The organism is Chitinophaga ginsengisoli (assembly GCF_003014595.1).
Lineage (GTDB): Bacteria > Bacteroidota > Bacteroidia > Chitinophagales > Chitinophagaceae > Chitinophaga > Chitinophaga ginsengisoli.
This window is the reverse complement of the sequence record NZ_PYGK01000023.1, coordinates 47,863-63,128: the sequence shown is the minus strand read 5'-3', so window position 1 is coordinate 63,128 and position 15,266 is coordinate 47,863. Positions and strand designations below refer to the sequence as shown.

The window sequence follows — 15,266 nt, the reverse complement described above, 5'->3', positions numbered from 1 at the left end:
AAAACTTCATTCCAGATGTCGAAATCATTTATCCATAGCGTTATAGAAAACAAGGCTGCTTTGCTGAAAGATAAAGCGGCTATTGAAGAATCCCATGATGTGATCAGCTATGAAGCGCTTTCTAAGGAAAGTAACAGATTGTCTCATGTGTTATTATCACTCGGTATTATCCCCGGTAGTAACGTAGGTGTGGTGATGCACGCCAGTATCAGGCTGGCGGTTGCTATGTTGTCATGTTTTAAAACCAACCAGGTATATGTACCCCTGGATATTGACCAGGCGCCTGCTCGTGTACTACAGATGTTGTCGCTTACAACCCCGGCCGCACTGATCACTTTTTCTGAAGACCTGGATAAGCTGCAGCAGTTCCTCCTGCAACGGAAAGTACATATCCCCCTGCTGATCGGCCTTCCTGCAGCAGCCCATACTTTGCTGGCTGACCTGCAACTGGATGCCAGTATGATTGAAACACAGGAGTCAGGTTATACATTAGCCAGACTGACAGGAGATGTTTATACCTGTGAAACACTTACGTTGTCTGCGTTTAGTACTGCACTGCCAGCAGTAGCGCAACAGGCGGACGACAGCAACTATATATTTTTTACATCCGGCACCACCGGTACACCGAAAGGTATATTAGGATGTCATGAAAGCCTGAGCCATTATATACATTGGCATGCCGGAGAGCTCAATATAGATGAATCAGGCAGGATCAGTCAGCTGGCCCCCGTAACTTTCGATGCATCCCTGAAGGATATACTGACAGCACTAAGCACTGGCGCTACTTTGTGCATACCAGATCCTGCTGTTCGCTATCAGTTGCCGGCCCTTGTAAAGTGGCTGTACAATTCAGGCATTACGCTGCTGCAAACAGTGCCTTCTTTATTCCGCCTGATCACCAGGACCATGAAGGAGCAGCAGATCATCTTGCCACAGTTGAAATACGTAGTGCTGGCAGGGGAGAAACTATATGGGAAGGACCTGCTCAACTGGCGTGCTGTTGCTGGTGAGCATACCGTTATCTATAATATGTACGGTCTTACCGAGACTACTATTCTCAAGTCCTCTTACCGTATTCCCCATTGGGAATGGCAAGCGGGAGAAGTGATCCCGGTGGGAAAGGCTATTAGCAATACCCAGCTGGCTGTGATCAATGAAAGTGGTTTGTGTACAGGAGGAGAAATAGGAGAGGTATACATTAAGAGCCCTTACGTAACCAAAGGTTATATTAATCAACAGGATGCACAGCCCTTGTTTGTACAGAACCCATTGGTAAAAGACCGCGAGGACATTGTTTGCAGAACGGGTGACCTGGGACGTTACAGACCGGACGGTATGCTGGAACTGCTGGGACGGCGTGATGAACAGGTGAAGATACATGGCGTACGTGTAGAACTCGACGCAGTTAAATCATCCATGCTGAAGCAGGAAGGAGTAGACCAGGTAGAGCTGATCGTATACCAGGACGATGACTTTCAACAGGAGCTGATCTGTTATTATACAGGTAACCCACGTAAAGACGCTGATCTGCGTGAGCTGCTGGCAGAAGAATTACCCGTCAGCCATCTGCCTGCGCATTATGTATGGCTGGCCAGTTTTCCGCTGAACATCAATGGTAAGGTGGACAGGAAGCGTTTACCCAGACCCGAACAGCTGATGGCTGGACAGCAGTTTGATGCGCCGCATGCCGGACTGGAACAACAGTTGTTAACCATCTGGCAGGCCATACTGGGTATTACAACTATCAGTAGGGATGCATCGTTTTTTGTGAATGGAGGATCATCTTTAAAGGCTATCCAACTAATCTCGCGTATTTATAAAGAGCATGATGTACAACTAACCATTGCTGATATTTTCAAACATACTTCTATAGCCGGACAGGCGGTATTGATCAGGGAAGCGAAGAAAGCCGTTTTCCAGTCCATCAGACCTGTTGCAGCACAACCATATTATGCACTGTCATATTCTCAAAGACGTTTGTGGTTGCAATCCCAAAGATTACAGGATGCGCAGCCTTTCAACGGGTTGGAGACGTATCGCCTGAAGGGAAAACTGAACAGGGAGGCATTAACGTCCGCATTCTATACCCTGCTTGAGCGACATGAGTCGTTGAGGACAGTCTTTATATTACATAACGGAGAGCCGAAGCAAAAGATCTGTAACCTGGCGGAATCAGGCTTTGCGATCAGCTTCCAGGATATCAGTGCTGGTGAAGATATTGCAGGGATCATTGCACAGCGCCAGAAAGAAGTAGTGGAAACGCCCTATGATCTTGAAAAGGGACCCTTGCTTCGTATTGTATTACTGCAAACTGCTGCAGAAGAGTTTACATTGCTGTTTGGTATCCATCACATTATTTCTGACGAATGGTCTATGCAGCTGATGATAAAGGAATTGTTACTGCTTTATAATGCATTTCATGATGGGCAGGGCAATCCCTTATCACCACTGCAGCTGCAGTATAAAGACTATGCTGCGTGGCAGATGACGCAGGTAACAAACAGTGATCATAGCACCCACCGCAAATATTGGCTGGAACAGCTGGGGGGTGAGATTCAGGCATTGTTGCTGCCGGTAGACAGGCAACGGCCACAGATACCAACGTATAGAGGTGCACAGTATCATTTCAACATAGATAAAGAAAGAAGCACTGCTTTGCAGGTATATCTGAATAAACAGGAAGCGACCCTGTTTATGGGATTGGTTGCGCTGGTGAAAACATTATTGTTCCGCTACACCGGGCAGTCCGACATAGTAATAGGTACGCCTGTTGCTGGTCGGGAACATACTGAGCTGGAAGACCAGATAGGATATTATCTCAATACACTTGCATTGAGAACGCAGGTAGACGGTAACGCAGGATTCTCGGCATTGCTGGAAGCTGTAAAGCATTGTGCTGTAAATGGATTCCAGCATCAGGCATATCCATTTGACCTGTTGGTAGATGAACTGGGGGCAGATGCGGATCCCGCCCGTAACCCCCTATTTGATGTGGCGGTAGTATTACAGAATGTACAGCTGGATACTTCTGCTGTACAGGAAATGAAAGGAATTGAGATAGAGACGGCGCCTTCGCTCTTGTCGATCAGTAAAGGAGATCTGCGTTTTCAGTTCAGCATACGCAATGATATGCTGGAAGCCGGTATTGAATATAATACAGATCTGTTCAATGAAAGCCGGATCACCACCATATCTGAAGACCTTAACCGGCTGCTCACAGCGATACTCGAAGCACCAGACAGAAGTCTGCGGACATTGGCATATCATAATAAATCCGTACCCGAAGGGGCGGTATCTTTTGATAAACGACAACTTGTAAAACCTCATAAACCGGTACAACAGTTGTTTGCCGATACTGCTGCACAGTATCCTCTGTTGGTAGCTATTGAAGAGGAGGCGGGCCGGATCAGTTATGAAGAGCTGGAAAAAGATAGTAACAGGCTGGCCAGATTACTGAAGGCAAAAGGAGTAGTGCCAGGAGATACAATCAGTGTAGTGCTTCCATCTGGTATTAACCTGGTTACCGCTATGCTGGCAGTGATGAAGAGTGGTGGGATATACCTGCCGCTTGACCCCCGGCAGCCGCAGCGTATATTGTCGGGTATATTGCAGCAACTGGAGCCTGTCATGTTGATCACTGACAGTAGTTCCCTGCAGGATGTAAAGGGATTTGCAGGAGATATTCCCCTGTTGCTTGAAATGCCCGCGTCCGGAGAGGAGATCCTGAGTGAACTGGATATAGAATTCTCATCGCTGATAGGTGTTGAGAAACGGCCTTATCGTTGTTTTACACCTGAAAGCACGTTACCGGAGTATGAGGTGCTGCCGGAAGAATTATCCTCAGCGGCGCTGGATATTATGCTTCCGGATGATGCGCCTGCTTATGTATTTTATACTTCCGGTTCAACTGGTGTACCAAAAGGCATCAAAGGAACTCACCGCAGCCTTAGTCACTATATACAATGGCATAGTAAGGAATTTGCCGTAGGTATCGACAGTAGGATCAGTCAGATCGCTCCTGTTACGTTTGATGCATCCCTGAAAGATATACTTGTAGCTCTCACTTCAGGTGCTACCTTATGTATCCCTGCGCCCGACACCCGCCAGCGTATGCCATCGCTGGTACAATGGCTGGCAGATATCCGCATCTCCGTTCTTCAGACTGTTCCCTCCCTGTTCCGTCTTATTACACGTGAAATGGAGGAAGCCGGTATTGAATTACCTGCGCTGCAGCATGTTGTACTGGCAGGAGAGCGCCTGTATGGACGCGATGTGCTGAACTGGAAGAAAGTAAATAGAGGAAAGGCGCGCCTGTCAAATATGTACGGACTGACAGAAACAACTATCCTCAAGAGCTGCTATCATATCAAAGGTCTGGATTGGGAGCCGGGAGACGTGTTGCCAATAGGGAGACCTATAGAAGATACCAGCATTGCTGTTATCAACAATGGGCTACTCTGTGTGGAGGGAGAGATCGGGGAGATCTATATCAGCAGTCCTTATGTCACGTTAGGATATACAGATCCCATACTGACAGATACTTTATTTGTGCCTAATCCATTACTGGAAGATGACCGGTTCCTTGTATGCCGTACCGGCGATATAGGCCGTTACAGAAGTGACGGTATATTGGAACTGCTTGGCAGAAGAGATGATCAGGTAAAGCTACATGGTGTGCGGGTGGAACTGGAAAGCATACGTCAGGCATTGCTAAAACTGGAGGATATACGGCAGGTAGAATTAGTGGTACACCAGGATGAAGAGCTGATGCAGGAGCTGATCTGTTACTACAGCGGAAAAGAATATGCCGCTACCGCGCTGAGAGCCTTACTGGAAAAAGAATTGCCGCTTACGCATCTGCCGGTGCATTATATTTTTATGGAGGCCTTTCCACTGAACATCAATGGAAAGGTAGAGAGGAAGAAACTGCCCAGGCCTTCTGACAGGAAAGAGCAGGAAAATGATGATCAGCCAACTGAAGGTGTGGAACAACAGCTCGCCGGTATCTGGAAGGCTATTCTGCGGGTGGACAAGGTTGGACGTAATACTTCATTCTTTACTATTGGAGGCTCTTCATTGAAAGCCATACAGCTTATATCGCGCATCTATAAAGAGCTGGAAATACAGTTAACTATTGCAGACATATTCAACCATACTACTGTCTCAGCCCAGGCTATACTGATCAATGGAGCAAATGCCCAAAAGTACCAACAGATCGGAATAGCTGCTGTTCAGCCAGATTATCCCTTATCGCATGGGCAGCGCCGCCTGTGGGTGATTGACCAGCTGGAAGAAAACCTGGTGGCATATAGTCGCCCGCTGGCATACACTTTACAGGGAGAGCTGAATCAAATGGCTTTGCAGCAGGCTTTCCTGAAAGTGATAGAAAGACATGAAAGTCTGCGCACAATTTTCCCGCTTGTCAACGGAGCGCCCAGACAGAAAATACTGTCAGTAGAGGAACTGGATTTTACTATCGTTACGCACGATCTTAGTGGTGACAATAGCACAGTGGAAGAATATAAACAGTTGCTGGCTGCAACGCCGTACTCCCTTAGTCAGGGGCCGTTGTTACGTGTCTGGCTGCTGAAATTATCCGCAGATCAGCATACCCTTTTGCTGGCTGTACATCATATTATTTCTGATGAATGGTCAATACAGGTATTGGTGAAAGAGGTAATTACTGCGTATAATGCCATGCATCGTGGAGAAGCGTACCAACATAAACCACTGCCACTACAGTATAAAGATTATGCAGTATGGCAACAGGAACAACTAAGTGGCGACCTGTTGAAAGATCACCAGAATTTCTGGCGCAATGTACTTTCCGGAGAATTACCCGTATTAGAATTGCCGCTTGATCATCCCCGGGGTAACAATCGCACGTACAATGGAGAGCAGCTACGCTTTCATCTCCCTGCTGCACTCAGAACCTCCCTCGAAGAGGTTACCGGAGCAACAGGTGCTACTTTATTTATGGGATTAGTGGCAGTAGTAAAAGCGCTGCTTTACCGCTACACAGGACAGCATGACCTCATTGTAGGAACCACTGTGGCTGGAAGAGAGCACTTGCAATTGGAAGAGCAGATCGGTTTCTATGTTAATACACTGGCACTGAGAACTATTATTGATGGCGATGCCACTTTCCCCGTATTGCTGGAGCAGGTTAAACGGGTTATGTTGGAGGCATTTGACCACCAGGTATATCCGTTTGATAAGTTGGTGGATGAACTGGATATTCCCCGTGATCTCAGCCGCTTCCCGGTTTTTGATGTGGCCGTGGTAATGCAACAGGGCATGCAGATGGAAGAAAGTGTACCGCAGATGGATGGCCTGCAGGTAGGAGAGGAGAGGGTAGGCGTTACTACCAGCTTATATGATCTTACTTTCTGGTTCCTGGATCGTGGAGATGGCATTACACTGACATTGGAATATAACACAGATCTTTTTTTAAGAGAAAGGATTGAACTGATGGGCCGGCATTTCGAAAATCTGCTGGAACAATTATGTGATGGGGTTACTGTTATGGATGCTGATTTCCTGGAGATAGAGGAGAAGGATAAGCTGTTACATGTATACAATAAGACAATAGCACCAGTTAGCAAAGATACTTTGCCGGAACTCTTCAGTAGTCGTAGTCTGGCATGGGCCGGGCAACCTGCAATAGTATGCGAAGGCCGGCTGCTATCTTTTGCTATACTGGATGACTATACTAACCGTATGGCCGGGTATCTTATCAGCCATTGTGGGGTAAAACCTGGTAATATAGTAGCCCTGCTCTTGCCACGGAATGAGTGGGCAGTTGTATCTATGCTGGCAGTATTGAAAGCCGGTGCGGCCTACGTACCGATGGATATAACTTATCCTGCCCAAAGGGTCAGTTATATACTGAAGGATACGGCGGCAACATTGATGATTACAGAGGAGGATATCCCCGTGGCCGGTGTGCCGGTATTATATACAGCTGTTATCCGCACAGAGATCGCAAAATGGGAGGGTGTTGTATTGCCACTTGTTTCCCCGGATGATGTGGCTTATGTGATGTATACCTCCGGCTCTACAGGGAACCCGAAAGGCGTTATTATACAACATAAAGCATTACTGAATTACCTGTTATGGGCGAATACCTGGTATTTTGATGATCTGCGGGGAAACATTTTCAGTGTGTTTACATCACTATCTTTCGACCTTACTATTACAGGACTCTTTTCGGGATTACTGAGAGGAGATAGTGTACATCTCTTCCCCGGAGAAAATATAGAACAGGTATTGTCTGATACTTTCAACAGTGCTGCTATAAATGCCGTGAAACTGACACCATCCCATATCAGTGTCCTGGAGCTGCTGAATATTGACGCGACTGGCGTGAAAACAATCATCGCCGGAGGTGAAGAACTGCATAACGGACATATCAGCATATTAAGGCAACTCAACCCCGACATAAGGATCTTCAATGAGTACGGTCCTACGGAAACAACAGTAGGATGTACTGTTTATGAGGTGAAAGAAGAGAACCGTATATACATAGGAACGCCTGTGGCCAATGCGCAGATCCTCGTACTGGACGATGAGTTAAGGTTATCGCCCGTAGGTATTGAAGGTGAGATCTTCATTGGAGGTATGGGTGTAGCGGCCGGCTATCTTGGGCAGCCACAGCTCACCGCTGAGAAATTTATACATCATACGTTAACGGATCATCGGTTATATCGCAGCGGCGACCGTGGACGTTGGTATTTCAATGGCCAATTGGGATATGCAGGCAGAAGGGACGAACAGCAGAAGATCCGTGGCTATCGCATAGAAACGGGCGAAATTGCGCAGGCACTGTCTGCTTACTCTGGAGTGAATGAAGTCTTTGTTACAGTGCTGACGCAAAAAGAGGATAAGCAGCTGGTAGCTTATTACACAGCAGCTCATAGTATAGCCGCAACAGACTTGAAGACGCACTTGTCCCGGTCATTGCCTGAATACATGATCCCCACCTGGTATGTACAGCTGGACGCCATGCCACTGAACAATAACGGAAAGGTGGATAAGGCAAAATTACCAGCCCCACTGGCTGCTGCCGGGGGCTCATATATAGCACCCCGCAATAAACTGGAAAAACAGCTGGCAGCAATATGGAAAGACATTCTCGGTGTAGCACAGGTGAGTGTGAACGATGACTTCTTTGTCTGTGGAGGGCATTCATTAAAAGCTATGCAGCTGATAGCAAGGGTATATAAAGAGCTTTCTGTGAAGATTACCCTGAAAGATGTGTTTAAATACCCGGTGCTGGAAGCACAGGCATCCTTTATACAAAGTTCCAGACGTGAACAATATGTTGCCATACCATTAGCAACACCTGCGGCTTATTATCCTGTCTCTTATGCACAGCATAGACTGTGGGTATTACATCAGTTTGATGGTATTGATCTGGCTTATTCTATCACGGAGATATTTGAATACGAGGGCAAGTTAGATACAGTACGTCTTGCGGCTGCATTCGACATCCTTATCAACCGTCATGAAATATTACGTACTGTATTTGATATTGTAGATGGCAAACCGGTGCAGGTGGTGAGAGGAAGTACCGGTTTCCATCTGCATAGTGAATCTGCAGATAGTAACCTACAGGCAAAGATCGCTGCATTCACCCGGCAACCATTTGATCTTGGCAATGGCCCCTTGTTAAGAGCTGCTGTATTTAGTGACAGTGATACTCATCACTATCTGGTGCTTGTTATCCACCACATCATTGCAGATGAATGGTCGCTGCAGGTATTAAAACGTGAGCTGACAACTATTTATACAGCGCTGGAGAATAAGGAAGAGATCCGTTTGCCGGTATTGCCCGTTCAGTATAAAGATTATACAAGTTGGCAGCGGAATAACCGCCATAGTGACTCGCTGTTGGCTCAGCAGGCATATTGGAAGAATAAGTTGCAGGATGATCTGCCCGTACTGGAACTACCTGCAGATTTTCCCCGTCCGCCAGTACAGCGTTTTGAAGGAGGGAATTACTATCATACTATTCCTGCCGAAGTACTCGGCGGATTACAGTCACTGGTGGCCGGTAGCCAGGCTACTTTGTTCATGGGATTAGTAACAGCAGTGAAGTCCCTCCTGTATCGCTATACAGGGCAAACGGATATTGTTGTAGGCACCCCTGTAGCCGGAAGGGAACATCCTGACCTGGAAGACCAGATAGGGTTGTATGTGAATACGCTGGTACTACGCACAACGCTGACAGCAGATGAAGGTTTTACCAGCAATCTGTCGGCTGTAAGAGAAACAGCGTTGGAAGCTTACGCCAACCAGGAGTATCCTTTTAACCTGCTGGTAGAGGATATAGACATTAACCGGGATGTGAGCCACTCAGCTATCTTCGATGTGATGATCGTGCTCAGGGATGCAGATGAGGAAGTACCGGTACGGGGAACGGAGCGTCGTGACGAAGAGCTGGACATGCATCTGGGAGGCAGCAAGTTTGATATTACCTTCTATTTTAAACAACAATCTGACGGGCTGCAATTGCAGATAGAATATAACAGGGAGTTGTTTACACATGCGCGTATCAAACGTATGGGGCAACACCTGCATCAGCTCATGAAAGCAGCAGTGGCTACACCGGGTACGCCTATCTCCAGATTACCGTACCTGAGCGCTGAAGAACAACAGGCATTATTGCATAGTTATAATAATACGGCAGCGGTATTCCCGCCTTTTACGCCACTGGGTACATTGATTGGCAGGCATGCGGCAGCTACACCGGAAGCGATAGCACTTATTACCAGCAACCGGCAAATAACATATGCAGCACTCAATAAACGTGCTGAAAGATTGGCCGCCTACCTGCAGAACAACGGTTACGCAGGCACTAATAAGGTGGTGGCTGTAATGGTAGATCGTAATGAATGGTTGATGATTGCGATACTGGGTATATTGAAATCCGGTGCAGGTTATCTGCCACTTGACATTACTGCTCCGGCAGAAAGATTAAAGTACCTGCTTGAAACCAGTGGAGCAACTGCTGTTGTGGCAGGAGTGGAAGAAGTACCCCTGCTTTCCTTTTATGAAGGAAGCATCATCACAGAAGCATTGTTGTCTGATGCAGTCGTTTGTGATCATGAGATCCAACCAGCTGATCTGGCTTATGTGATCTATACCTCCGGTTCTACTGGTAAGCCCAAGGGAGTAATGATCTCCCATGGATCAGTGTATAATCTGTTCCAGGGGCTAAGCGCGAAGACAGGCATCAGCCATACAGATAAATTACTGGCTGTTACGACAGCCTCGTTTGATATGTCTGTGCTGGAATTGTTGTTGCCATTAATAAATGGGGCTACGGTCGTATTGGCCAGCAGGGAAGAGGTGTATTCTCCTGAAGCACTGCAATTGATGATGCAACAGGGAATCACTTTTATGCAGGCAACGCCAGGTATGTGGCACCTGTTGACTGAAAGCGGCTGGAATGGAACCGAAGGACTGACCATCATCACCGGCGGAGATACGCTGAGTGCATCGCTGGCACAACGCCTGCTGGATAGATGTAAGGTGCTGTGGAATATGTATGGCCCCACGGAGACTACCATATACTGCACATGGCACAGGCTTAACAAAGCGGATGAATCCCCATTATTAGGCGGCGGCTTATCCAACATGTCGGCATATATCCTGGATGCCAACCTGCAATTGTTACCAGCAGGTGTTCCTGGAGTAATATATTTCAGCGGACCAGGTATTGCTACAGGTTACCTGGGGCAACCGGAACTGACAGCCAGTCGCTTTATTGATAATCCTTACAACCCAGGTACAGTAATGTACAATACCGGTGATGTTTGTTCATGGACGGAAGATGGATTGATCCGGTTTAGTGGCAGGGCAGATTTCCAGGTCAAGATCCGTGGTTATCGTATTGAGCCGGGAGAAATTCAGGCATCGATGATAAAGCTGGAGGGTATTACCCATGCTATTGTACTGACCTACGGAAATGGCGCCGATAAATACCTGGCGGCTTACTACGCTACCGACAGAGATATACAGCCGGATACCGTCCGTGAATACCTGCAACGTTTCCTGCCGGATTATATGGTGCCAGCTCACCTGGTACTGTTGGATGCTATTCCACTAAATAGGAATGGGAAAGTGGACCGTGCCCGCCTGCCGGTGCCCGGGCTCACCAAGGTTGCTTATATGGCGCCCGAAACACCAACAGAGAAAGTGCTGGCCGGGATATGGGAAGATGTACTCGGTACAAAGAACATAGGCAGGAATGACAACTTCTTCACTTTGGGAGGGCATTCGCTGAAAGCAATACAAACAGCCTCCCTGATCTATAAACGCCTGGAAGTAAAAGTGCCGCTGAAAGAAATATTCTTGCGGTCAGTATTGTCTGACCTCGCTGCAATGATAGATCAGAGTGGCAAACAGTTGTTCAGTGCTATACCATTGGCGCCTGTACAGGAATATTATCCGCTCTCCAATAGCCAGGAACGCTTGTGGATCCAGCAACAGATGCTCAACAACCTGGAAACGTTCAATATGCCGTATACCTACTGGCTGAGAGGACCGTTTGACCGAACTGCATTTGAAGCCGCTGTGCGTTTGCTGGTGGAGCGTTATGAAATATTACGCTCGGTGATGTTCTTGGTAAATGATAAGCCCGTACAACAGGTAAAACAATATGAAGATTTCGACAACTGGTTGGGCTTTGAAGACCTGAGAGCGCTTCCTGATGCGGAAGAGCAGGGGCTTATCGCGGTGGAAGAATGGGCGGGCATTCCTATCAATCTCAGGAAAGGACCGCTATTAAGACTGAAGTTATGGCAGGTAAAAGATGATCAATACCTTTTCCTGCTATGTATACATCATATTATCGCAGACGAATGGTCCATGCAGGTAATGATGCGAGAACTGGTAATACTGTATTCCGCCTGCCTGGAAGGTAAACAGCATCCGCTTGAACCGCTGCCATTGCAGTTTAAGGACTTTGTGATGTGGACGAAGAACGAAGAGAACGTAGCCCTTATGTCAGAACACCGGGAATACTGGGTGAACCGTTTCTCCGGGGATGTTCCGGTACTGGAACTGCCGGCAGACAGACCAAGACCAGCGGTACCCGATAATACCGGTACCAGGTACTATAGCAGAATGCAGGGGGTACTTAACGGAAAGTTATTCTCACTGATAAAGGAACAGGAAGCCACCCTCATGATGGGACTCGCTGCTATCGTCCAACTCCTGATATACCGTTATACAGGAGATAAGGATATTGTGCTGGGATTGCCTGTTACGGGCAGGGAGCATCCGGACCTGCAAAACCAGATAGGATTCTTCCTGAATACCATACCACTTCGTTCGCAGATCGATGAAGAACACGGATTTGATGAACTGCTCAGGAAGGTAAAGGCTGATGCTATTGCGGCTTATGACCGTATATCTTTCCCCTTTGAAATGCTGGTAGATGCCGTGAATGAATATAAGCCGCTCAATAAGCGTTCGCTGTTCAATGTTATGCTGGTATTACAGGATGAAGACCGGAAAGAAGAAGACTTACTGAACCTGCAGGATATGCTAGTGGAAGAAGCCTCAGTAGCCACTGAGATCAGTAAGTTTGACCTGACATTCTTCTTCAGAAAACAGGGCGATGATCTTTTACTGACGTTGGAATATAGTACGGTATTGTTTGATGAGGTCAGAATGGTTCATCTCTGCGAACATATGCATCAGTTGATCATCAATGCAGGGGAACAACCTGCTTTACCACTGAACCGTATTAAATACCTGCCTGCACAGGAAGAAACGCTGCTGCTGACAACACTGAATGATACCAGCACAAAAATCCTTTCAGGTACTATTGTAGACGCCTTCAGAAAAGTAGCCGCTGCCCTTCCTGATAGTAATGCGCTTGTTACAGGCAAAACAGCTTACACATTCGCAGCATTGGACTTGTTGTCTGATAAACTGGCTGCTTATCTCATACAACACTATCATGTAAAAGCAGGGAATGTGGTTGCAATGATGGTCAGCAGGAATGAGTGGGCACTCATCAGTATTCTGGCCATCCTCAAAGCCGGAGCAGCGTATCTTCCGATAGACAGTTCTCTGCCTGAAGACAGGATCAATTATATCCTGGATGATGCGGCAGCTACATTGCTGATAACGGACCATGACAGATTCTCCTGGAATGGAAGCGTATTGGCGCTGAAGGAGCTTGTAAATGATATAGATCAGATAACACCCCGAACACTGCCAGTAATTAACCAGGCAGCACCTGCCTATGTTATTTATACTTCGGGTTCTACAGGTATGCCGAAAGGAGTGCTGATCTCTCATGCCTCCCTCATGAACTACCTGACATTCGTTAACCGTCATTACTTCGGCAATACTGCCGGTCATGTATTCGGCGTATTCTCTTCATTGTCTTTCGACCTCACCGTTACCAGCCTGCTGAGTGGTTTACTGCGTGGCGATGAAGTGTACCTGACACCGGAAGAAGACATACTGACAGCCCTGAAAGAGGTCTTTACAAATGACAGGCTCACGGCCGTAAAGATCACTCCTGCACACATCCGTGTACTGGCCACCTTACAATTAGAGGAAACAGCTATTAACACGGCGATTGTGGGTGGAGAAGCGCTGTTACCAGACCATGTGCTCATCCTGAGGAAGCTGAATCCACAAATGAGGATCTTCAATGAATATGGTCCGACGGAAACAACAGTAGGTTGTACAGTCAGTGAGATAACAGGAGCAGAGCATATCACCATCGGTAAGCCTATAGATAATACACAGATCTATATTCTCGATGAGTTGCAACAGTTGCAGCCTGTAGGTGTGGAAGGGGAGATCTATATCGGTGGTGCTGGTGTGGCTATAGGATACCTCAACAGGGAGGAACTGACTGCTGCCCGCTTTATTCCTGATCCTTTCGGCCCTGGCAAATTATATCGCAGTGGTGACAAGGGCAGATGGAATCATCAGGGTGAAATTGAGTACGCCGGAAGGGCTGATGAACAGATCAAACTGAATGGATTCCGTATCGAACCAGGAGAAATAGCGTCCGCCATCCTGAAGTACCCGGGTATAAAGGAGGCTGTTGTGATTAAAACATCCATTCAGCGGGAAGATTATCTCGTAGCTTATTACACAGCCCCGGAAGCAATAGACCGGAAAGAACTGCAACAGCATATCGGGAAGTTCTTACCTGCATTTATGGTACCTGCATGGTTCATACTGATACCTGCTGTACCGCTAACCACCAATGGTAAGGTAGATAAGATCTTGCTGCCGGCGCCGGAAATAGATAGTCTTACTGCATTTGTAGCCCCCCGAAATGAACTGGAACACCAGACGGCGGTAATGTGGGCTGAAGTGCTTAACCTGGAAGCGGTTGGTGTTACCAGCAACTTCTTTGAACTGGGAGGGCACTCTATGAGGGCGGTACAACTGGTATCGAGAATGAATAAGGAGCTCAACCTGAGATTGTCACTGCGCGATTTCCTTGGTTATCCTACTATAGAGTCCTTGTTGGCACTGGCTGATACACGTGGTGTACAGAAGGGAACCTTGTTAAGCCTGAACAGGAAAGAGGAAGGGCTACCCCGCATGTACTGCTTTGCTCCTTTGATTGGTACCTCCCTGTTATATATGGAACTGGGTAAGACGCTGCAGGGAATATATAACTGCTATGGCTTACAGGATGCCGGGTTTGATGATGGTAAAGATTTTGATGCCACCATCGAAGAAAAAGTAAGGCGGTTTGCAGCAGCTATACAGGAGAATGAGTCTGGCAGGGAAGTCATGTTAACCGGTTTCTCTTTCGGCGGTACTATCGCTTTCGAAGTGGCGAAAATACTGGAGGAAAAAGGTATACGTACTACCCTGTTGTTGTTGGACAGGGATACAAGAGATAAAAAGAAACGCAAGCAGTCAATAGAGCTGTCAAGAGATGCCATACAGCAGGAAGTTAACTGGTTGCGCGACTGGCTGGCAGATGTGGGGCTGGAAGATACACACAGGGACCACCTGGAGAAACTATTCTATCATAATCTCCGTCTCAGCGAGGCGTATGAGCAGAAAGGAAAGATAAAAGGGGATATTATTGCTTTTAAGGCCAAACAGAATATTCATAATGACTTCCTGCATATGAAAGATTGGGAACGGTACACCAGCGGCCGGTTCACACACCTGTTCACACAGGGAGATCACTATGATGCCATCACATTGCCAAGGAACCTGCAATTGGTGGTAACAAGCATCAGCGAGAAAAATAAGTAACCCGT

1 protein-coding gene is annotated in these 15,266 nt (G+C 47.2%); it reads left to right on the top strand.

Translation table 11 applies throughout. From position 1 onward, the window contains the following. The first annotated feature begins 15 nt into the window (after positions 1–15). The gene (locus CLV42_RS32055) at positions 16–15,261 is read left to right on the top strand and encodes a non-ribosomal peptide synthetase (protein WP_106606033.1); all 15,246 of its coding nucleotides are present in this window, start codon (positions 16–18) and stop codon (positions 15,259–15,261) included. The last annotated feature ends 5 nt before the right edge of the window (positions 15,262–15,266 follow it).